The organism is Burkholderia sp. 8Y, from assembly GCF_902506145.1.
Classification (GTDB): Bacteria; Pseudomonadota; Gammaproteobacteria; order Burkholderiales; family Burkholderiaceae; genus Caballeronia.
On sequence record NZ_LR733520.1, the window covers coordinates 2,990,872 to 3,010,794 of the forward strand.

Below are 19,923 nucleotides of genomic sequence, written 5' to 3' on the forward strand. Positions count from 1 at the left end.
TTTCTTTCGCGATTCAAGTGTAGTCGGCGCGCGGGCGTTTATCGGTCGCCGTGTGGCGCGCGGCGCTCAGATCGGGCGCGTGTCGTCGGGATCGGCTGCGCGCCGTTGCGGCATCAGGAGCAGGAAACTCGCGATCGGCCAGAGCAGCGCCTCGACGAATCCGTTGGTCAGGTAACTCCAGCCGGGAAACGCCGCGCCGGTCATCAGACGGATGATGAACGGCACGAGATGCGCGCCGATCAGCAGCGGAGCGACGACGAACGTCTGCACCGGCAGCGACATCCACAGCACGCGCCGGTGAATGGTGATCGCGCCGTAGGACAAGAGCGTGTACGCGAGCGCGTGCTCGCCGAGCAGGTTCGCGCTATGGACGTCCATCAGGAGCCCGAGCAGGAACGCGATGCCCATGCCAACCTTGCGCGGCTGCTGCACGTTCCAGAAGAGCAGCACGAGCGCGACAAAATCCGGCACGCCGACGAGCCGGCCCCAGGGCACCAGATTCAGCAGAAACGCAGCGGCCAGGCTGAACGTGATGAAGTACGGATTGACCGGCTGAAGAATGTACTGCGGACGGTTCATCGCGCGGCTCCCGACGATGCGGGTTTCGGCGCGTGCGCCTTCTTGCCCGTTTTGGCCGATGCGCTCGATGCCGCCTTCGGCGCGGCAGGCTTCGCCGCAGGATTCGCGGCGGGCGTCGACGCAGCCGCCGCCACTGAGGCGCTCGCCGGCGCAGACGCGGCGGTCGCGGCGCTCGCACCCGCAGCGGCCTTCGGCGCGGGCTTCTTCTTGCCCTTGTTTTCCTTCGCTTCCTTGGCGGCAGCGGCGGCTTCGACTTCGATCGGGTTCGGCGGCACGTTGACGTTGTAATGCAGCACGAGCAGCTGGCGCGCGCCGCGCACCGCAGCGACCGGCACACAGACGACACGCGCGAAAGCCGTATCCGCCTGCTTGTCGACGCGCAGCACTTTTGCCACCGCGAGCCCCGGCGGATACACGCCGTCGAGTCCGCTCGTCACGAGCTGATCGCCGACCTGCACGTCCGCGCTGATCGGCACGAAGCGCAGATCGAGCGTGTCGCCCTTCGGCGTGCCGTAGATGACGCTGCGCAGCCCCGTGCGCGCGATCTGCACCGGCACGGCCTGGTCCTTGTCGGTCAGCAGCGTGACTTCAGATTGCAGCGGAAAGACGCGCGTGACTTGCCCGATCACGCCTTCTTCGTCGACGACAGGCGCGCCGTCCTGAATGCCTTGCTGCGAGCCCTTGCCGATGACGACCTTCTGCGTGAAAGGATCGCGCGTGTCGTACTGGATTTCAGCGGGCGTGGTTTGCGTGGTCGCACGCGATTGCAGGTTCAAGAGCGCCCGCAAATGCGCGTTCTCGGTGTTCAATTGCGCGGCGTCGCCCGCCTTGATGGACAGTTCGAGATTCTTGTCGGCGAGCTTGCGGTTTTCGCTGCGCAAGGTTGCGCTCGTGACGGCGAGATCGGCGGCGCCCATGAAGATGTCGCGCGGAACCAGCGCCGCGCGCTGCAACGGATACAGCCCGGCGCCGAGCATGCCGCGCACGATTTCGAGTGTGTTGAAGCGGACGTCCGTGACCAGCAGCGCGATGGCCAGCACCACGAAGAAAATGAGGCGCGCGAGCGCCGAAGGGCCTTGCTTGAAAAGTGGCGGCGGACTGTATTCCATGGTCAGCGCCGAAGGCGTGAGCGGTTGGATGTTGCTGCAGGCTGTTTCGCTTGTGGCGGGACCTGCCCTACGCTGTTTCGACAAAGGCCCGGACTGATGCCGGGCCGTGCGCGCGTCGCGTTACGCTGAATGCCTGGGCGTCTGCTTCGGCGTTGCGTGATACGCGAACACGCACGCGGCAACGCCGAAGACTGCGATCACTCGTAAGAGAAGATGCTGCCGAGCTTGTCCATGCGCTCGAGCGCCATGCCCGAACCGCGCACCACGCAGGTCAGCGGATCTTCGGCGACGAGCACCGGCAGGCCGGTTTCTTCGGCAAGCAGGCGGTCGAGGTCGCGCAGGAGCGCGCCGCCGCCCGTCAGCATCATGCCGCGCTCGGCGATGTCCGCGCCGAGCTCCGGCGGCGTCTGTTCCAGCGCGATCTTCACCGACGAAACGATCTGGTTCAGCGGATCGGTGAGGGCTTCGAGGATTTCGTTGCTCGAAATGGTGAAGCTGCGCGGAATGCCTTCGGACAGGTTGCGGCCCTTGACTTCCATTTCCTTCACTTCCGAGCCGGGGAACGCCGAGCCGATTTCCTTCTTGATGGCTTCAGCGGTTTGTTCGCCGATCAGCATGCCGTAATTGCGACGGATGTAATTGACGATGGCTTCGTCGAACTTGTCGCCGCCGACGCGTACGGAGCCCTTGTACACGATGCCGCCGAGCGAGATGACGCCGACTTCGGTCGTGCCGCCGCCGATGTCCACGACCATGGAGCCCGTGGCTTCCGAAACCGGCAGGCCCGCGCCGATTGCGGCGGCCATCGGTTCTTCGATGAGGTACACCTGCGATGCGCCCGCGCCGTGAGCCGCTTCCTTGATGGCGCGGCGCTCGACTTGCGTGGAGCCGCACGGCACGCAGATGATGATGCGCGGCGACGGCGAGAACATGCGGGATTCGTGTGCAGTCTTGATGAACTGCTTGATCATCTGCTCGGTGACGGTGAAGTCGGCGATCACGCCGTCCTTCATGGGCCGAATGGCTTCGATGTTGCCCGGCACCTTGCCGAGCATTTGCTTCGCTTCCTTGCCGACAGCCTGAATGGTCTTCTTGCCGTTCGGGCCGCCTTCTTGACGGATGGAGACGACTGACGGCTCGTCGAGGACGATGCCCTTGCCGCGCATGTAGATCAGCGTGTTGGCGGTGCCGAGGTCAATCGCCAGGTCGTTGGAAAAATAGCTGCGCAAAAAGCCGAACATTCAAAAATCCTGTCTCGCTGGGTAGCCGTGCCTCGCTAAGAGCGCCGGGGACGGCAGCGGAAAAAATAACGGTTTGCCGGACGGCGAAACGGGCCGCCGTGATTGCAAATCCGAGCAGAAATCTACCGCGGAACTGAACATGCCACGCAAACGTTTCTCGGAATGCATCCATCCAGGGAGAAAGCCGCTGACAGGTCGATCCGGATGTGGGTCGAACGTGTAATGATACCTTATAATTTGGGGGTTTCTATAGGAAAAGGACGGCACTTTTTGCCATCCTCGGCCCCGCTTCGACGGCTTTCCGCCAAGATCGTAACTGTCTGTTACAGCGAACGTTTTTGGCGCGGGAGTTGTTCATGTTTTTCTCCGGTGATCCCATGTCATTGACCCTGACCGACGTTAAACGCATCGCGCATCTCGCGCGGCTGGAACTGCCCGACCACGAGGCCGAACCGACGCTTGCGCGGCTCAACGACTTCTTCGGTCTCGTCGAGCAGATGCAGGCCGTCGACACCGCCGGCATCGAGCCGCTCGCGCATCCTATCGATGCCATCGAGGAAGTCGCGCTGCGCCTGCGCGACGACGCAGTCTCAGAGCGGATCGAGCGCGAAGAGTTCCAGCGTTGCGCGCCGGCCGTGCAAGACGGGCTCTATCTCGTGCCGAAGGTGATCGAGTGAACGCGGCGCACCGGCCGCATCGGCGGTATGGGCCCCTCGGAACAACGATCTCGCGCGTGGCGTGAAGCGCCCGCTCATCAGGGAACTGCAATGCATCAGAAAAGCTTGACCGAACTGCGCGCCGCGCTCGACTCGAAGGCCATTTCCGCCGTCGAGCTGGCGCAGTCGTACCTGCAACGCATCGAAGCCGCGAAGGACTTGAACGCGTTCATCGGCGTGAATCCGGATCTCACGCTCGAGCAGGCCAAAGCCGCCGACGCGCTCATCGCGCAAGGCAACGCCGGTCCGCTCGCCGGCCTGCCGATCGCGCATAAGGACGTGTTCGTCACGCGCGGCTGGGCGTCGACGGCAGGCTCCCACATGCTGGAAAACTACGCGAGCCCGTTCGATGCCACCGTCGTCAAGCGCCTGAACCGCGCCGGCATGGTGTGTCTCGGCAAGACGAACATGGACGAGTTCGCCATGGGCTCGTCGAACGAGAACTCGTACTTCGGCGCGGTCAAGAATCCGTGGGACGTGAAGGCCGTGCCGGGCGGATCGTCGGGCGGATCGGCTGCGGCCGTCGCCGCGCGCCTCGCGCCCGCCGCGACCGGCACCGACACCGGCGGCTCCATCCGGCAGCCCGCGTCGTTCACCGGCATCACCGGCATCAAGCCGACGTATGGCCGCGTGTCGCGCTACGGGATGATCGCGTTCGCGTCGTCGCTCGATCAGGGCGGCCCGATGGCGCAGACCGCCGCCGACTGCGCGCTGCTGCTCAACGCAATGGGCGGCTTCGACGAGCGCGACTCCACGAGCCTGCAACGCGATAACGAGGATTACACGCGCTATCTCGGCCAGAACTGGAGCGAAGATGCCGGCAAGCCGTTGAAGGGCCTGCGCATCGGCATGCCGAAAGAGTACTTCGGCGCGGGCCTGGCCGACGACGTGCGCGCCGCCATCGACGCGGCACTGAAGCAATACGAAGCCCTCGGCGCCACGCTCGTGGAAGTGTCGCTGCCGAAGACCGAGCTTTCGATCCCCGTGTACTACGTCATCGCGCCGGCGGAGGCTTCGTCGAACCTGTCGCGCTTCGACGGCGTGCGCTACGGGCATCGCGCGGCTGAATACCGCGACTTGCTCGATATGTACAAGAAGTCGCGCGCACAAGGTTTCGGGCCGGAAGTGAAGCGCCGGATTCTGGTCGGCGCGTACGTGTTGTCGCACGGCTATTACGACGCGTACTACCTGCAAGCGCAGAAGATTCGCCGCATCATCGCGCGCGATTTTCAGGAAGCGTTCAAGCAGTGCGACGTCATCATGGGGCCGGTCGCGCCTTCGGTAGCGTGGAATCTCGGCGAGAAAACCGACGATCCCGTGCAGATGTATCTCGCCGACATTTACACGCTCTCTGTGAGCCTCGCGGGCCTGCCCGGCATGAGCGTGCCGTGCGGTTTCGGCGCGGGCGCGAATGCGAAGCGGCCGGTCGGTCTGCAGATCGTCGGCAACTATTTCAACGAAGCCCGGATGCTCCAGGTCGCCGACGCGTTCCAGCGCGCGACCGACTGGCACCGCAAGGCACCATCGGCATCGGGAGTGTGAACATGCAGTGGGAAGTCGTCATCGGTCTGGAAACGCACGCGCAGTTGTCCACCGTCTCCAAGATTTTCTCGGGCGCGCCCACGCAGTTCGGCGCCGCGCCGAACACGCAGGCATCTCCTGTGGATCTCGCGCTGCCGGGCGTGCTGCCGGTCATGAACCGCGGCGCCGTCGAGCGCGCGATCCGCTTCGGGCTCGCCATCGGCGCGCACATCGCGCCGCGCAGCATCTTCGCGCGCAAGAACTACTTCTATCCGGATCTGCCGAAGGGCTATCAGATCAGCCAGTACGAGATTCCAGTCGTGCAGGGCGGCCAGATTACGATCCACGTGCCCGCCAACGAAAAGGCCGGCAAGGAAGCGTACGAAAAAACCGTCAACCTGACGCGCGCGCATCTGGAAGAAGACGCCGGCAAGTCGCTGCACGAAGACTTCGCGGGCATGACAGGCATCGACCTGAACCGCGCGGGCACGCCGCTGCTCGAGATCGTCACGGAGCCGGAAATGCGCAGCGCCGCCGAAGCGGTGGCGTATGCGAAGGCGCTGCACGGTCTCGTCATGTGGCTCGGCATCTGCGACGGCAACATGCAGGAAGGCTCGTTCCGGTGCGATGCGAACGTATCGGTGCGTCCGGTCGGCCAGAAGGAATTCGGCACGCGCGCCGAGATCAAGAACCTGAACTCGTTCCGCTTCCTCGAAGAAGCCATTCAGTATGAAGTGCGCCGTCAGATCGAACTGATCGAAGACGGCGGCACCGTCGTGCAGGAAACGCGTCTGTACGATCCGGACAAGCGCGAAACGCGCTCCATGCGCAGCAAGGAAGACGCGCACGACTACCGCTATTTCCCCGACCCCGATCTGATGCCGCTCGTCATCGAGGAAAGCTGGGTGTCGCGCGTGCGGTCTGAGATGCCGGAGCTGCCGGCGGACATGCAGAAGCGTTTCGTCGATACCTACGGCCTCACGTCCTATGACGCCGGCGTGCTTACGTCGTCGAAGGCGATGGCTGCGTACTTCGAAGCGGTGGTCATGAAGGCGGGCGCGGCGCAGGCGAAGATCGCCGCGAACTGGCTGATGGGCGAGCTCTCCGCGCAGCTCAACCGCGAATCGCTGGACATCGCGCAGTCGCCGGTGTCCGCCGCGCAGCTCGCGCTCGTGCTGCAACGCATCGCGGACGGCACGATCTCGAACAAGATCGCAAAGGACATCTTCCAGTCGATCTGGGAAGAGAAGGCAACCGACGAAGCCGCGGCGGATCGCATTATCGAGGCGAAAGGGCTGAAGCAGATTTCCGACACCGGCGCGCTCGAAGCGATCATCGACGAAGTGCTCGCCGCCAACCAGAAGTCCGTGGACGAATTCCGCGCGGGCAAGGAGAAGGCGTTCAATGCGCTGATCGGCCAGGCCATGAAGGCGACGAAGGGTAAAGCCAATCCGCAGCAGGTCAATGAATTGCTGAAGAAAAAGCTGGGCTGAGTCGGCGGGCAACGGCGCGTTTTTGCGCAGAGTCTCTGATTCGGGAGCGTAAGACTTACGGGCTGTTGCCGGTCGAGCTGGGCAGCGGCCCGTTTTCATTGCACACGCGAAAACAGACATGGCAAAGAAACCCGACCTGGACGACTATCTCGTTCCCTTCTTCGACGGCGGAAAGAAACTCAAGGCGTTCGACATCGCTTCGATCGATCCGTCCGCGAAGCCGTTCTCGACAGGCTCGAAAGACGACGACCGCGCGCGTCTTGCCGAAATCGGCGCGCAACTGAACGATTTGCAGGAGAAGCTGCACGCGCAACGCCGCGAGCGCGTGCTGCTCGTGCTGCAAGGCATGGATACGAGCGGCAAGGACGGCACGGTGCGCGGCGTGTTCCATGACGTCGATCCGCTCGGCTTGCGCATCGTGCCGTTTCGCGCGCCGACCGAGCGCGAGCTGGCACACGACTTTCTCTGGCGCGTACACGCGCAGGCGCCGATGGCGGGCGAACTCGCGATCTTCAACCGCAGCCACTACGAGGACGTGCTCGTGCCGCGCGTGTTGAAGGACATCGGCGATGACGAATGCGAGCGCCGCTATCGTCATATCCGCGAGTTCGAGGCGCTGCTCGCGGATGCGGGCACGACCATCGTCAAATGCTTCCTGCACATTTCGAAAGACGAGCAGCGCGAGCGGTTGCAGGCGCGTATCGACGATCCGACGAAGCACTGGAAGTTCGATGTCTCCGATCTCGACGCCCGCAAGCTCTGGGACGACTATCAGCAGGCGTATTCGGTGGCGCTCGGCGCGACCTCGACGGACTACGCGCCGTGGTACATCATTCCGGGCGATTCGAAGACGCATCGCAATTTGATGGTCGCCGAGCTCATCCTGCGCGCGATGCAGGGCATGAAGCTGGAATATCCGCCGGCGAAGGAATCGCTCACGGGCGTGAAGGTCGAGTAACTCAAACTTAGAAGAAAGGAAGCGTATGTTTCGCGTGATCACCGCCAATCTGAACGGCATTCGTTCGGCTGCCAAGAAAGGCTTTTTCGACTGGTTCGGCGAGCAAAGTGCCGACGTCGTCTGCGTGCAGGAAATCAAGTGCTCGCAGGACGACCTGACGCCCGAGTTTCTCGCGCCGCACGGCTTTCAGGGCTACTTTCAGCACGCGGTCAAGAAGGGCTACAGCGGCGCGGGCGTGTACACGCGTCACGAACCGGACGACGTGATCATCGGTTTCGGCAGCGAGGAGTTCGACCCCGAAGGGCGCTACGTGGAAGCGCGCTTCGGCAGGCTCTCGGTGGTGTCGGTGTATGTGCCGTCGGGGTCGAGCGGCGAAGAGCGCCAGCAGGCGAAATACCGCTTCATGGACGAGTTCATGCCGCATCTCGCCGAGCTTTCGAAAGAACGCGAAGTCATTCTGTGCGGCGACGTGAACATCGTGCACAAGGAAATCGACATCAAGAACTGGAAGAGCAATCAGAAGAATTCGGGCTGCCTGCCGGAGGAGCGCGCGTGGCTCACGAAGCTCTTCGATGAAGTCGGCTATGTCGACGTGTTCCGCACGCTCGACCAGCGGCCCGAGCAGTACACGTGGTGGAGCAATCGCGGTCAGGCGTATGCGAAGAACGTCGGGTGGCGCATCGACTATCACATCGCGACGAAGGAAGTCGCCGCGACCGCGAAGAGCACGTCGATTTTCCGCGACATCAAGTTCAGCGACCATGCGCCGCTGACGATCGATTATGACTGGAAGGTGGGCCGGAAGTGATTACCGGCCGCTCTTCCTGAACCGCCCCATGCCCGCGTAAGCCGGCAACGCATCGATGCTCTTGCCGACTGCTTTCGCATAGAGCGGCATCATGTCGGGCATGCGTTTGAGCAGGTCCTGCTTGCGGTCGGGCCCGTACGGATGCATCCAGATGAAGCCGTTGTCCTGGCGGCGCGTGGCCGTGTCGATCTTGTTCCACAGCGTGACGGCGGCGCGCGGATCATAGCCCGCGCGTGAGGCGATCTCGCTGCCGATCACGTCGGCTTCCGTTTCGTCGGCGGGCGAATAGCGCATGGCGAGCAGTTGATCGCCGATGCCGAGCGGCGTCGAGCCGACATCCGCGAAGCCGAAAAGCTGCGGCATCGTCCCGGCGGTCAGTTGCTCCGCCTGCTGGCGGCCGAGCCGCTCGCGGGCGTGCTCGCGCAGCGCGTGCGCGATCTCGTGGCCCATCATCATGCCGATTTCGTTGTCGTTCAGATGCAGCTTTTCGATCAGGCCGCTATACACGACGATCTTCCCGCCCGGCAGACAGTACATGCGAATCTCGCTCGACCGCACGACGTTGATTTCCCACTTCCAGTTCTTCGAGCGGTCGTTCCATTTCAGCGCGAACGGAATCTCGTGATTCGCTATATCGCGCACGCGCTTCACGAGCGCGTTGTCGTTCGGCAGGAGCCGCTTGTTGCGCTCCGCATCGCGGATGATCGCGGCGTAGGCATCGGCGGACTGCTGTTCGAGCGTCGCGGGCGGAATGAGATTGCGAAAGAGCGCGGTGTTGCCGAAGCGAATCTGGTTGTTCGGCGCGGTGTAGGGCGCGGGCACGCGTTCTTCGTCCTGCGCACGCGCGCACGGCGACGCGAGCGAGGCGCACGCCAGCGCGCCAAGAAGCGTCTGCGCGAGGACACAGCGCGCACGGTGGATCGACATGCGCACCGTCATCGTTTGGGTCTCCAGGGCGCGATTATCGGCAACAGTAACATGCCCGGAATCGACAGCGCGATGCAGACGAGGAAGTACTCGAACCAGCCCGTGCGCGCGACGATGAAGCCGCTCACCGCCGAGACGATCGTGCGCGGCACGGCCGACAGGCTCGTGAAAAGCGCGAACTGTGTCGCGGTGTAGCGCGGGTCGGTGGTGCTCGCGATGTAGGCGGTGAACGTGGCGAGCGTGAGCCCCGTGGCGAAGGTTTCGAAGCCGTACAGCACGGCGAGCGCGAGCGGCGACGGCCCGATCTTCGCGAGCCACGCGAAGCCGAACGTCGCGACGATCTGTAGAACGCCGAAAATCCACAATCCGCGCGCAATGCCGATCTTCACCAGAAACACGCCGCCGATGATCCCGCCCGCGAGGCTCGTCCAGAACGCGACCGTCTTCGCGATCACGCCGAGCTGCATCATCGTGAAGCCCAGGTCGAGGAAGAACTTCGTGGCGAGCGCGGTCGCCATGGTGTCGCCGAGCTTGTAGAGAAAGATGAAGCCGAGCACGAGAAGCGCGGCGCGCCAGCCATCGCGGGTGACGAATTCGTGGAACGGCTCGATGACCGCATCGCGCAGGCTTTTCGGCGGCGTGCCGTGAACCGCCGGTTCCTTCACGACGAGCGTGGTCACGATGCCCGGCAGCATGAAAACGGCAGTCATGATGAAGACCGTCTTCCACGGCAAGAAGCCAGCGAGGATCAGCGCGAGCGAGCCCGGCACGAGACCCGCCACCTTGTACGCGTTGACGTGGACCGCGTTGCCGAGCCCTTGCTCCGTATCGGCGAGCAGTTCGCGCCGGTACGCGTCGATCGCGATGTCCTGGCTCGCGCTGAACAATGCGAGCAGACCGGCGATGGCGGCCACCGTCCAGATGTCCTGACTCGGCGAAAAGAAGCCGAATGCGCCGATGGCGAGCGTGACGAGCACTTGCGTGACGAGCATCCAGCCGCGCCGCCGGCCCGGCCGCCAGAACGGCAGGCGCGGCACGTAGCGGTCCATCAGCGGCGCCCAGACAAATTTCCACGTATAGGGCAGCCCGAGCAGCGCGAAGAGACCGATTTGCTTCACGTCGACGTGCTCTTTGGTGAGCCACGCCTGCAACAGACTCAGTAACGTGAAAAGCGGCAATCCCGACGTGAAGCCGAGAAACACGCAAATCAGGATGCGCGCGTTGAGAAACGCGTACCAGCGGGGATGTTCTTCGTGAGCAGTTAGAGCGGGCGCCTCGTGTGGCGTGTCGGGCATGTCGATGTTGGAAAAGCGTTGTCGATGCGCGATACGCCGGGTCGCATCACCGGCGCTTCACGCGATAGACCGCAAGACTACCACGCCAGTTCGCGCCCCAACGGACGGACTGTCCGCCGTGCAGCGCCACGCGGTCCAGAATCTCAATGCCCACTTCCGGCGCGAGCGCCTCGAAGTCCTTGATGGTCAGCACGCGCACATTCGGCGTGTTGTGCCATTGATACGGCAGCGACTTCGACACCGGCATGCGCCCCTGGATCACCGAAAGCCGGTGCGGCCAATACCCGAAGTTCGGGAACGAAACGATGCATTCGCGCCCGACGCGCACCGTTTCGCGCAAGATCGCGGCGGTCTGGTGAATGGTCTGCAGCGTCTGGGAGAGGATGGCGAAGTCGAAGCTGTCGTCTTCGAAAAGACGCAGGCCGTCTTCCAGATTCTGCTGAATCACGTTGACGCCTTTCTGCGCGCAGGCGAGCACGCCGGCGTCGTTGATTTCGATGCCGTAGCCGTTCACTTCAAGCTCTTCGGCGAGCAGCGAGAGCAGCGACCCGTCGCCGCAGCCGAGGTCGAGCACGGTCGAGCGCGGTTCCACCCAGCGCGCGATCGCCCGGAAATCCGAGCGCAGCGCGAGCGAATCGAGCGTGTTCTGGTTCATGCGCCGATCTCCGTGGCAATGCGTTCGTAATAGGCGCGCATCAGGTTGTGATAGCGCGCGTCGTCGAGCAGAAAGGCGTCGTGGCCGTGCGGCGCGTCGATTTCGGCGTAGCTCACGGTGCGCTTGTTGTCGAGCAGCGCCTTCACGATTTCGCGCGAACGGGCGGGCGCGAAACGCCAGTCCGTCGTGAAACTCGCGATCAGGTACTTCGCCTTCGTGCGGGCGAGCGCCTGCCTCAAGTCGCCGTCGTAGGCTTTGGCCGGATCGAAATAATCGAGCGCGCGCGTGATGAGCAGGTACGTGTTGGCGTCGAAGTATTCGGCGAACTTGTCAGCCTGATAGCGCAAGTACGACTCCACTTCGAACTCCACGTCGAAGTTGAAGTTGTACGCATCGAGCGCACCTTCGGCGCGGCGCAGCGCGCGGCCGAACTTCACGGCCATGTCGTCATCCGAAAGATACGTGATGTGGCCGATCATGCGCGCGACGCGCAGGCCCCGGCGCGGCTTCACGCCGTGCGCGTAGTAGTCGCCGCCGTGGAAGTCGGGATCGGAAAGAATCGCGGAGCGCGCGGTTTCGTTGAACGCGATGTTCTGCGCCGAGAGCTTCGGCGTCGAAGCGATCACGATGCAGTGTCCGAGCCGCTCCGGGTACATGAGGCTCCACGCGAGCGCCTGCATGCCGCCGAGACTGCCGCCCATCACGGCCGCGAATCGTTCGATGCCGAAGCGGTCCGCGACGCGCGCCTGCGCATGCACCCAGTCTTCGACCGTCACCACGGGAAAGCGCGCGCCGTAAGGCTTGCCGGTCGCGCGGTCGATGCTCATCGGCCCGGTCGAGCCGAAGCACGAGCCGAAGTTGTTCACGCCGATCACGAAGAAGCGATTGGTGTCGAGCGGCTTGCCCGGCCCGACCATGTTGTCCCACCAGCCGACGTCCTTTGGATTGTCGGCGTACACGCCCGCCACATGATGCGACGCGTTGAGCGCATGGCAGACGAGCACCGCGTTCGAGCGCGCGGCATTCAGTTCGCCATAGGTTTCGACGACGAGCTCATAGTCGCCGAGCGAACTGCCGCTCTGAAGCACGAGCGGCTCGGTGAAGCGCAAGGTTTGGGGAGTGACGACGCCGATGGATTCCATTCATTCCGCCTTTACTGGGCGGCTAAACGGTGTCGGCTGAGCGCGGAGAAGCGGAGAACAGGCGCGGCCGACGACCTCTTTAGCCGCATTTATAGTGAACCGGGCCATGCCCTGGTTCGCGCGCCCGCAATCGAGTCAGCAAATCGGCGCGTGTTCAAATCTGTCAAGCGGTGAAGTATAGCGGAAAACGTAATAAAGCCGCCAATCGACGCGGGTCGCGCGCGGCGGGCGCCGGCTTGGGTGACGCCTCGTTTTCTGTCTATATTGTCTAGGCATCGCGCCTTGCCGGGAATCGACATGAAACCGAGTCGCGTCAGACCGCTGAGTCATTTGAAGAGCCGCGCAGCCGAGATGATCCGCAACGTCGTGGAGAGCCGCGAGCCGATGCTCATCACGCAGAACGGCGAAGCGAAAGTGATCGTGCAGGACGTGCAGTCCTATGAGGACCTGCATCAGACCGTCGCGCTGCTCAAGATTCTCGCGATGGGGCAGAAGTACATCGAGGCGGGACATTGCATCAGCGCGGGCGACTTCTTCGCCGAAATCGAGCGGCTGGACAAACAAGAGGGCATCAAGTGAAGACCGTCTTTCTCGATCCCGTTCGGCAGGACTTGCAGGACTTCCGGCGCTATGTCATCAACAAGTTCGGCGGCACCGCGTGGAAAGCGACGCGCGACAAGATCGCGGACGCCGTCGCGGATATCGAGGCTTCGCCGCGCAAGGGCGCGACGCCGCCCGAACTCGTCGACTTCCGCATGACGGGATACTACGAAGTCGTTAGCGGGACGAACCGAATTATCTACAAGGTCGACGACGACACGATCTACGTGCATCTCGTCGTCGATACGCGCTCGGACCTCGAAGATATTCTCGCGCGTCGTCTTTTCAGGATTTAGCCGCTGGCCGGCTAAGCGCGCCGCCGCGCATGCCGAGCGCGAGCGCCCGCACCGAGCGCACCGTGCGATCCACGTAATGCGGCCGGCCCGCGCCCGGCAAGCGTACCGAGACCGCGCCCGCCGACGTGCGCACAGCCGGCAGATGCCCGACGATCCACACCGTCCGGATGCCGAGCCGCCGATAGCTTTTCAGGTGCCCGCGCGTGTCTTCGACGAGAATCGCATCGGCGAGACGCACGTGCGCGCGTCGCATCGCACGGCGAAGCATCGGCGCGTCCGGTTTCGAGCGCCAGCGATCGCCTTCGCGCATGTCCTCGATCGCGATCACGCGCTCGAAGAGCCGCTCGATGCCGAGTTCCGCGAGCACCGCGCGCGCATACACGGACGGCGCGTTGGTCAGCACGATCTTGCGGCCCGGCAGCGCGCGCAGCATGCGGCCGATGCCGCGTTCGGCGCGCAGCATCGACGGAAGATCGGCGAACGTGTGGACGACGTGCAGGAAGTCGGCCGGATCGACGCCGTGATGCTTCACGAGCCCGACGAGCGTCGCGCCGTAGCGCACCGTATAGCCGACGCGCAGCCGGTTCGCTTCGTCCACATCGACGCCGAGCCGGTCCATGATGTACTGCGTCATCGCGCGATTGATGGCCGGGAAGATCTGATGCGACGCGTGATGCAGCGTGTTGTCGAGATCGAAGAGCCAGACCGGAACGCGCGGTTCGACGCGGCGGCGGCGCGATGGGGTGTGCGGATTCATTGCGCGAAAAGAAACGCCCGCGCGGCGGCGGGCGTCATCATGAAATGAGCGGGGCTCAATGCGAGCGGATCATCGTGCCGAATGGCTGTTCGGTCAGGATTTCGAGCAGTACCGAATGCTCGATGCGCCCGTCGATGATGTGCACCGAGCGCACGCCGCTCTTCGCGGCATCCAGCGCCGACGAGATTTTCGGCAGCATGCCGCCGGAGATGGTGCCGTCGGCGAAAAGCGCGTCGATCTCGCGCGCCGAGAGGTCGGTGAGCAGGTTGCCTTCCTTGTCCATCACGCCGGGAATGTTCGTCATCATGACGAGCTTTTCAGCGTTCAGCACGACGGCCAGCTTGCCCGCGACCAGGTCCGCGTTGATGTTGTACGAGAGGCCGTCTTCACCGAAGCCGATCGGCGAAATGACCGGAATGAACGCGTCGTCCTGAAGCGCCTTCACGACGGCCGGGTTGATGGCTTCGACTTCGCCCACTTGCCCGATATCGATGAACTGTCCGGGATTGTCGCGGTCCGGCATCATTAGCTTGCGCGCGTGGATGAGGCCGCCGTCCTTGCCGGTGAGCCCGACCGCATGACCGCCGAAGTGATTGATGAGCGTGACGATGTCCTGCTGCACTTCGCCGCCGAGCACCCACTCGACGACTTCCATCGTCTCTTCGTCGGTGACGCGCATGCCCTGAATGAAGGTGCCCTGCTTGCCGATTTTCTTCAGCGCCTGGTCGATCTGCGGGCCGCCGCCGTGAACGATCACCGGGTTGATGCCGACGAGCTTCAGCAAGATGACGTCGCGCGCGAAGCCTTGCTTCAGGCGCTCTTCGGTCATGGCGTTGCCGCCGTATTTGATCACGACCGTCTTGCCGTGATATTGACGGATGTAGGGCAGCGCCTCGGCCAGTATTTCAGCTTTCAGGGTAGGCGCGATCTGCGTGAGGTCGGGAAGGTCGGACATGGCGGCAGTCGAGGCGAAGAGCGTTTAAACAGGCGGAATTGTACAGGACCGATGCAAGGCAACATGACGTTTTGCCGCGACGCCGCCGCGTTTTCCGGCGCGGCGGACAACGTGCGATCATCGTTTATCTTGCCGATGTCACGAATGCGTCACGATGACGAAGCCAACGTCCACATCCGACGCGCCGCGCGCCGTCTGCGCCCGCTGCGGCGCGACTTTCCGATGCGGCTCGCTTGCGGGCGATGCCGCCTGCTGGTGCGCGTCCCTGCCGGTCTTGCCGCCCGAGCGCCTGCGCGTCGGCGAAGCGTGTCTGTGCCGCGCGTGCCTGCTCGCCGAGATCGAAAAAGCGCGCCTGCCGGGTTAGCAGAGCGCATGCCGCGCGAGGTGCGACAAATCGCGCCACGGGCGGTTCGGCGGCGCGCGCAAGCGGGATAATGCCGCATGGACCACGACTTGCCGGCGCGCGCTTTCGCTGCCGGCGCGCACTCGAAGGCAAATGCATCGCATAACCAATACCGGTCGCGTCAACCTCGGCCATCTGTTCTGGCTTCGCTCGCTCGCGATCATCGGCCAGTTGACGACGATCGCCGTCGTGCAGATTTCGTTCGGCGCGAATCTTCCCCTGCCGGCCATGCTGCTCGTGATCGCGCTGGAAATGGTCTTCAACGGGCTAACGTGGCTGCGCGTCGCGCGGGCGCGGCCCGAGACGAACCTCGAACTCTTCGGGCAAATGTGCGTCGATCTCGGCGCGCTCTCGGCGCTGCTCTTTCTTTCGGGCGGCGCCACCAATCCGTTCGTCACGCTGTATCTGCCGTCTCTCGCGATCGCCGCCGCCATTCTGCCGTGGCTCATGATGACGTGTCTCGCGCTTTTCGCGGTCGCATGTTACGCGCTCCTGAGCTACAACTACGTGCCGCTCAATATCGAGAATCCGGCCAATCTCTTCGATTATTTCCGCATGGGGCTGTGGGTCAACTTCATGGTGAGCGTCGGGCTGATCGGCTGGTTCGTCGCGCGCATGTCGCGGGCGCTTCGGGTGCGCGACGCCGCGCTCGCCGACGCGCAGCAGCGCCATTTGCGCGACGAACGCGCGGTCGCGCTCGGCGTGCAGGCGGCCACCGTCGCGCATGAGATGGGCACGCCGCTCTCCACCATCGCGATGCTTTCCGAGGAATTGCGCGATGCCGCCGCGCACGACCGCAATCTCGCGCCCTACGCGGACGACTTCGAACTGCTCGAACAGCAGATGGCGCTTTGTACGTCGGCGCTCGCGCGGCTGCGCAGCCGGGCAAGCGGGCCGTCGAACCGGCAGGCCCTCGACGAATGGCTCGCGAGTTTTATAGAGCAGTGGCGGCTGCGTCATCCGCAGGTGAAATTCGAGCAGGTGGGCGAAGCGCCGGCGGGCGCGTCTATCGACGACGCGGTGGCCGTCGGTCAGATTCTGACCATCCTGCTCGACAACGCCGCGCGCGCAAGCAGCGAATTCGTGACGCTGCAGGCGGTGGCGGAAAGTGTCGAGGGCGCGCGGTACGTGCGCTTCGAAGTGTGCGATCGCGGCCCTGGCATTCCGCCCGCGCTGCGCGCGTCGCTCGGCGCGGGGCCGGTCGACAGCACGCAGGGCGGCCACGGCGTCGGGCTGTATCTGGCGTTCGCGGCGGCGGCGCGCCTCAACGGTTCCATCGATCTGTTCGCGGCCGAACCGCGCGGCACGCGCGCGGTGCTCAGGGTGCCGAACCGGGGCGCGGCGGCGGCGTCGGTCGCGGCGGCGCGGACCGAATCAAGCGGCGCGGCGTGAGGCCGCGTCAACAAGGAAGGAGAAGTGAAAAATGAGCGATAACAACTTTCTGATCATCGACGACGACGAGGTCTTCTCGGGCATTCTCGCGCGCGGACTGGCGCGTCGCGGTTACACGGCGCATCAGGCGCACAACGCGGACGAAGCCGTGAAGCTCGCCAACCAGCACAAGTTCGGTCAGATCACGGTGGACTTGCATCTCGGCAACGATTCGGGCTTGCGTCTGGTCGCGCCGTTGCGCGACCTGCAACCGGATGCGCGCATTCTCGTGCTGACCGGCTACGCGAGCATCGCGACGGCCGTGCAAGCCGTGAAAGACGGCGCGGACAACTATCTGGCGAAGCCGGCGAATGTGGAATCGATTCTGCTGGCGCTTCAGGAGGAAGCGAGCGAGCAGACGGCCGAGGAAGCCATCGAGCACCCGACGCTGCTTTCGGTGGCGCGCCTGGAGTGGGAGCACATTCAGCGGGCGCTGGCGGAGAACAACGGCAATATCTCGGCGACGGCGCGCGCGCTCAACATGCACCGGCGCACATTGCAGCGCAAGCTCGCGAAGAAGCCGGTGCGCCAGTAAGCGACCGCTGACACGCAGGAAACGATGAACAAAAAAAGAACCGCCCAAGCCGGGGAACGAGGGCGGTAATCGGAGAGTTGCAACGACTTCATGCATATACATGGGGATATGCACACGCGCAGCATACGTCGGATGATTTCGCCCTTATATACGAAAAATCCTAAAGATAGGAAGTCTCCTAGTTTCTTGCTTGTCGGCAGCAAGTGAGACGCCCGTCGCGCGCCTCTATTGCATCGGCCACATTTCTCCCATACGCCCTCAAGAAACGCGTTTCCAGCGCCGTAAAGCCTCCTTGTGCGCGACATGTATCGCGCTGCGCCGGCACTGCGCCGGCGTCGAGTGCTGTCCGTGGGCGTCGCCTGCGGGGCGCGGAACCGGAGCCCGGCACCGGATGGAGTCAGCGCGCGAGCGCCTGTTTTCGTTCGGCGTGCCCGCTCGCGACATTCGGAGACATCGATGAAATGGTTTGACCGCCTGCCGGTCCTGAGCAAGCTGTTGCTGTCGTTTGCGGTCGTGATCCTGTTCACGGCATGCGTGGGCGGAACCGGCGTCGTATCGCTCGCCAAGATGAACGGCCTGATCGAGGAAATTGGCGACCGTCACATGGACGGCCTTTACTGGACCGAGGAAATCAACAAGCACAAGCTCAACACGGACCTCGCCGCCGCCAACCTGACTTTCGCCGACGATGCCGGCAAGCAGAAGCTCAAGCAAAGCATGGGCGAATCGCTGGCCGCGATGCATCGCGCGTTCGAGCACATGCGCCCGACGATCGTTTCGCCGCAAGGCATCGCACTCTACGATGCCGCGAACCAGTCGGTCGCCGCGTGGGAAGACATCGCGCAGATGCAGATGGGCGTGAAGCCGATGCCCGTCGACGTCGATCAGATGGGGCTGATCGCCCGCGCCATCGCGGCGAGCGAGAAGGCGCGCGACGCGCTGCAACAGCTCGCCGATTACAAGCGTTCCCGCGCAACGGAGGCGCGTCAGAGCGCGGCGTCCGAGTACGACACGATGCGCGTCGTCTTGCTCGCGCTGGTGCTGGGCGCGGTCGCGGCGGGCGCGGTGCTCGCGGTCGTGATTGGGCGGCGCCTGGCCGGACAGCTCGGCGGCGAGCCGGCGTATGCGGCGCAGATTGCCAATCGCATCGCGCAGGGCGATCTGACGGCGCGTGTGCAAACCCGTCCCGGCGACGACAGCAGCATGCTGCACAGCCTCGGCAACATGAGCAGCAAGCTCGCGGAAATCGTGGGCGGGATTCGTCACGCGAGCGAGTCGATTCTGTTCGCATCGCGCGAAATCGCGCAGGGCAACACCGATCTCTCGCAGCGCACGGAAGAACAGGCGGCGTCGTTGGAGGAAACCGCGTCGAGCATGGAGCAGCTCACCGCGACCGTGCGCCAGAACGCAAGCAATGCGGACGAAGCCAGCAGCCTCGCGCGGGGCGCATCGGACGTGTCGGCGCGCGGCAGCGATCTGGTCGGCGAAGTGGTCGACAACATGCGCGAGCTGGCGGCAGGCAGCAAGCGCATGACGGACATCATCGCGGTGATCGAAGGCATCGCGTTCCAGACGAACATTCTCGCGCTCAACGCGGCCGTGGAAGCAGCGCGGGCGGGCGAGGAGGGACGCGGCTTCGCGGTCGTGGCGGGCGAAGTGCGCTCGCTCGCGCAGCGCAGCGCGATGTCGGCGAAGGAGATCAAGGAACTGATCGAAGCCTCGACGGCGCGCGTGGACAGCGGCGCGGCGATCGCCGAGCGCGCCGGCGCGACGATGGCCGAAGTGACGGACGCCGTGCAGCGCGTGACCGGCATCATGGCGCAGATTTCGGCGGCGTCGCACGAGCAGAGCGCGGGCATCGAGCAGGTGAATCGCGCGGTCGCGCAGATGGATCAGGTGACGCAGCAGAACGCGGCGCTCGTGGAGCAGGCCGCGGCAGCGGCCGGCGCGATGGCGGATCAGGCCGAGCAGCTGAAGGGCGCGGTGGCGGTGTTTGAGTTGGAAGGGCGCGTTTGATGCGCGCGGCTGCGGTTGGCGTTCGCGCGTGGGCCGCAGCGGGGGCGCGCGACAATGCAGGACGCGAAGCGCGGCGGCTGGTCGCCCGGGGGCGGCGCGGCTAAGGCAATCCTCGAGCGGGCCGCATCGCGCTCGGGTGAAACCTGACTCGATGCGCGCGGCCGCGGTTCGCGTTCGCGCGCGGAGCCGCAGCGGGGGCGCGTGACGGCGCAGCAGGCGAAGCGCGGCGGCTCGTCGCCCGGGAGCGGCGCGGCTGAGGCAATTTCCGGCTCCGCCGCTCTTGGCTTGCGTGATGCCTGACGCAAACGCCGCTCGAAACAACGCCCGCCGAGGATGTGAGCCGCATCGCCCGAGCGCCGCGCCGCGAGGCCGGTTACAAAGCAACCCGCAGCCGCCCGCGCGACGCATCGAGCGAAACGCAGCCGGAAAGCTCATCTAGCGAGGCACGCGGGCAACATCGCCCCGCTAGCGCGCTCGCAAGACAAT

20 protein-coding genes are annotated in these 19,923 nt (G+C 64.4%); 11 read left to right on the plus strand and 9 right to left on the minus strand.

Going from position 1 to position 19,923, the window contains the following annotated elements; all coding sequences use genetic code 11:
- Positions 1-66 precede the first annotated feature (66 nt).
- From mreD to GV035_RS24685, 3 genes are all read right to left on the minus strand, one after another.
- Entirely contained in the window at positions 67-579 is a 513-nt protein-coding gene (gene mreD, locus GV035_RS24675) for a rod shape-determining protein MreD (protein WP_159837572.1), read from the minus strand.
- The gene (mreC, locus tag GV035_RS24680; RefSeq protein WP_159837574.1) at positions 576-1,688 is read right to left on the minus strand and encodes a rod shape-determining protein MreC; all 1,113 of its coding nucleotides are present in this window, start codon (positions 1,686-1,688) and stop codon (positions 576-578) included. The genes mreD and mreC overlap by 4 nt, the downstream gene beginning before the upstream one ends.
- Positions 1,689-1,885: 197 nt before the next feature.
- Positions 1,886-2,929 (minus strand): rod shape-determining protein, encoded by a 1,044-nt coding sequence (locus tag GV035_RS24685; protein WP_004189550.1) that lies wholly within the window; start codon positions 2,927-2,929, stop codon positions 1,886-1,888.
- 377 nt (positions 2,930-3,306) lie between these two features.
- On the opposite strand from GV035_RS24685, the gene gatC reads away from it, so the two are divergent.
- From gatC to GV035_RS24710, 5 genes are all read left to right on the plus strand, one after another.
- Positions 3,307-3,606 (plus strand): Asp-tRNA(Asn)/Glu-tRNA(Gln) amidotransferase subunit GatC, encoded by a 300-nt coding sequence (gene gatC, locus GV035_RS24690; protein WP_159837576.1) that lies wholly within the window; start codon positions 3,307-3,309, stop codon positions 3,604-3,606.
- A gap of 90 nt (positions 3,607-3,696) precedes the next feature.
- The gene (gene gatA / locus GV035_RS24695) at positions 3,697-5,187 is read left to right on the plus strand and encodes an Asp-tRNA(Asn)/Glu-tRNA(Gln) amidotransferase subunit GatA (protein ID WP_159837578.1); all 1,491 of its coding nucleotides are present in this window, start codon (positions 3,697-3,699) and stop codon (positions 5,185-5,187) included.
- Positions 5,188-5,189: 2 nt separating this feature from the next.
- On the plus strand, positions 5,190-6,659 hold the full coding sequence (gene gatB, locus GV035_RS24700; RefSeq protein ID WP_159837580.1) for an Asp-tRNA(Asn)/Glu-tRNA(Gln) amidotransferase subunit GatB: 1,470 nt from the start codon (positions 5,190-5,192) through the stop codon (positions 6,657-6,659).
- 118 nt (positions 6,660-6,777) lie between these two features.
- Positions 6,778-7,617 (plus strand): PPK2 family polyphosphate kinase, encoded by an 840-nt coding sequence (locus GV035_RS24705; protein ID WP_159837582.1) that lies wholly within the window; start codon positions 6,778-6,780, stop codon positions 7,615-7,617.
- 25 nt (positions 7,618-7,642) lie between these two features.
- Positions 7,643-8,425, plus strand: coding sequence for an exodeoxyribonuclease III (locus GV035_RS24710; protein ID WP_159837584.1), 783 nt, complete (start codon positions 7,643-7,645; stop codon positions 8,423-8,425).
- On the opposite strand, the gene GV035_RS24715 is transcribed toward GV035_RS24710, so the two are convergent.
- From GV035_RS24715 to metX, 4 genes are read right to left on the minus strand one after another with little or no spacing between them, the layout of a single operon-like run.
- The gene (locus GV035_RS24715; RefSeq protein WP_236572711.1) at positions 8,426-9,364 is read right to left on the minus strand and encodes a M48 family metallopeptidase; all 939 of its coding nucleotides are present in this window, start codon (positions 9,362-9,364) and stop codon (positions 8,426-8,428) included.
- Positions 9,361-10,647 carry an AmpG family muropeptide MFS transporter gene (locus GV035_RS24720; protein ID WP_159837588.1) on the minus strand — a complete coding sequence of 429 codons (1,287 nt, stop codon included), beginning with the start codon at positions 10,645-10,647 and terminating at the stop codon, positions 9,361-9,363. Before GV035_RS24720 ends, GV035_RS24715 begins: the two co-directional genes overlap by 4 nt.
- Before the next feature lie 46 nt (positions 10,648-10,693).
- Positions 10,694-11,302 carry a methionine biosynthesis protein MetW gene (gene metW / locus GV035_RS24725; protein ID WP_159837590.1) on the minus strand — a complete coding sequence of 203 codons (609 nt, stop codon included), beginning with the start codon at positions 11,300-11,302 and terminating at the stop codon, positions 10,694-10,696.
- Positions 11,299-12,444, minus strand: coding sequence for a homoserine O-succinyltransferase MetX (metX, locus tag GV035_RS24730; RefSeq protein WP_159837592.1), 1,146 nt, complete (start codon positions 12,442-12,444; stop codon positions 11,299-11,301). Before metX ends, metW begins: the two co-directional genes overlap by 4 nt.
- A gap of 297 nt (positions 12,445-12,741) precedes the next feature.
- On the opposite strand from metX, the gene GV035_RS24735 reads away from it, so the two are divergent.
- On the plus strand, positions 12,742-13,023 hold the full coding sequence (locus GV035_RS24735; protein ID WP_159837594.1) for a type II toxin-antitoxin system Phd/YefM family antitoxin: 282 nt from the start codon (positions 12,742-12,744) through the stop codon (positions 13,021-13,023).
- A complete protein-coding gene (locus tag GV035_RS24740) occupies positions 13,020-13,340 on the plus strand; it encodes a type II toxin-antitoxin system RelE/ParE family toxin (RefSeq protein ID WP_159837596.1) in 321 nt (106 codons plus the stop codon). The genes GV035_RS24735 and GV035_RS24740 overlap by 4 nt, the downstream gene beginning before the upstream one ends.
- Here the strand turns inward: GV035_RS24740 and GV035_RS24745 are convergent.
- Positions 13,330-14,097, minus strand: a complete 768-nt coding sequence (locus GV035_RS24745) for a pyrimidine 5'-nucleotidase (protein WP_159837598.1) — start codon at positions 14,095-14,097, stop codon at positions 13,330-13,332. The two genes, GV035_RS24740 and GV035_RS24745, sit on opposite strands and share 11 nt — an antisense overlap.
- A 55-nt stretch (positions 14,098-14,152) precedes the next feature.
- Entirely contained in the window at positions 14,153-15,052 is a 900-nt protein-coding gene (gene argB, locus GV035_RS24750) for an acetylglutamate kinase (RefSeq protein ID WP_159837600.1), read from the minus strand.
- A 154-nt stretch (positions 15,053-15,206) separates the two neighbouring features.
- On the opposite strand from argB, the gene GV035_RS24755 reads away from it, so the two are divergent.
- The 4 genes from GV035_RS24755 to GV035_RS24770 all read left to right on the plus strand — a co-directional run bounded on the left by GV035_RS24755 (position 15,207) and on the right by GV035_RS24770 (position 19,437).
- Positions 15,207-15,416: a cysteine-rich CWC family protein gene (locus GV035_RS24755; protein ID WP_159837602.1), complete on the plus strand. Its 210-nt coding sequence runs from the start codon at positions 15,207-15,209 to the stop codon at positions 15,414-15,416.
- A 132-nt stretch (positions 15,417-15,548) separates the two neighbouring features.
- Positions 15,549-16,847, plus strand: coding sequence for an ATP-binding protein (locus GV035_RS24760; protein ID WP_159837604.1), 1,299 nt, complete (start codon positions 15,549-15,551; stop codon positions 16,845-16,847).
- A 31-nt stretch (positions 16,848-16,878) separates the two neighbouring features.
- A complete protein-coding gene (locus GV035_RS24765; protein ID WP_159837606.1) occupies positions 16,879-17,421 on the plus strand; it encodes a response regulator transcription factor in 543 nt (180 codons plus the stop codon).
- 456 nt (positions 17,422-17,877) lie between these two features.
- Complete coding sequence (locus GV035_RS24770; protein ID WP_159837608.1) at positions 17,878-19,437, plus strand: methyl-accepting chemotaxis protein; 1,560 nt, start codon at positions 17,878-17,880, stop codon at positions 19,435-19,437.
- Positions 19,438-19,923: the final 486 nt, after the last annotated feature.

What these genes read in the sequence shown, in the direction of transcription:
- mreD (WP_159837572.1), bottom strand. Translation starts at nt 579, where the DNA reads ATGAACCGTCCGCAGTACATTCTTCAGCCGGTCAATCCGTACTTCATC.
- mreC (WP_159837574.1), bottom strand. Translation starts at nt 1,688, where the DNA reads ATGGAATACAGTCCGCCGCCACTTTTCAAGCAAGGCCCTTCGGCGCTC.
- GV035_RS24685 (WP_004189550.1), bottom strand. Translation starts at nt 2,929, where the DNA reads ATGTTCGGCTTTTTGCGCAGCTATTTTTCCAACGACCTGGCGATTGAC.
- gatC (WP_159837576.1), top strand. Translation starts at nt 3,307, where the DNA reads ATGTCATTGACCCTGACCGACGTTAAACGCATCGCGCATCTCGCGCGG.
- gatA (WP_159837578.1), top strand. Translation starts at nt 3,697, where the DNA reads ATGCATCAGAAAAGCTTGACCGAACTGCGCGCCGCGCTCGACTCGAAG.
- gatB (WP_159837580.1), top strand. Translation starts at nt 5,190, where the DNA reads ATGCAGTGGGAAGTCGTCATCGGTCTGGAAACGCACGCGCAGTTGTCC.
- GV035_RS24705 (WP_159837582.1), top strand. Translation starts at nt 6,778, where the DNA reads ATGGCAAAGAAACCCGACCTGGACGACTATCTCGTTCCCTTCTTCGAC.
- GV035_RS24710 (WP_159837584.1), top strand. Translation starts at nt 7,643, where the DNA reads ATGTTTCGCGTGATCACCGCCAATCTGAACGGCATTCGTTCGGCTGCC.
- GV035_RS24715 (WP_236572711.1), bottom strand. Translation starts at nt 9,364, where the DNA reads ATGACGGTGCGCATGTCGATCCACCGTGCGCGCTGTGTCCTCGCGCAG.
- GV035_RS24720 (WP_159837588.1), bottom strand. Translation starts at nt 10,647, where the DNA reads ATGCCCGACACGCCACACGAGGCGCCCGCTCTAACTGCTCACGAAGAA.
- metW (WP_159837590.1), bottom strand. Translation starts at nt 11,302, where the DNA reads ATGAACCAGAACACGCTCGATTCGCTCGCGCTGCGCTCGGATTTCCGG.
- metX (WP_159837592.1), bottom strand. Translation starts at nt 12,444, where the DNA reads ATGGAATCCATCGGCGTCGTCACTCCCCAAACCTTGCGCTTCACCGAG.
- GV035_RS24735 (WP_159837594.1), top strand. Translation starts at nt 12,742, where the DNA reads ATGAAACCGAGTCGCGTCAGACCGCTGAGTCATTTGAAGAGCCGCGCA.
- GV035_RS24745 (WP_159837598.1), bottom strand. Translation starts at nt 14,097, where the DNA reads ATGAATCCGCACACCCCATCGCGCCGCCGCCGCGTCGAACCGCGCGTT.
- argB (WP_159837600.1), bottom strand. Translation starts at nt 15,052, where the DNA reads ATGTCCGACCTTCCCGACCTCACGCAGATCGCGCCTACCCTGAAAGCT.
- GV035_RS24755 (WP_159837602.1), top strand. Translation starts at nt 15,207, where the DNA reads ATGACGAAGCCAACGTCCACATCCGACGCGCCGCGCGCCGTCTGCGCC.
- GV035_RS24760 (WP_159837604.1), top strand. Translation starts at nt 15,549, where the DNA reads ATGCATCGCATAACCAATACCGGTCGCGTCAACCTCGGCCATCTGTTC.
- GV035_RS24765 (WP_159837606.1), top strand. Translation starts at nt 16,879, where the DNA reads ATGAGCGATAACAACTTTCTGATCATCGACGACGACGAGGTCTTCTCG.
- GV035_RS24770 (WP_159837608.1), top strand. Translation starts at nt 17,878, where the DNA reads ATGAAATGGTTTGACCGCCTGCCGGTCCTGAGCAAGCTGTTGCTGTCG.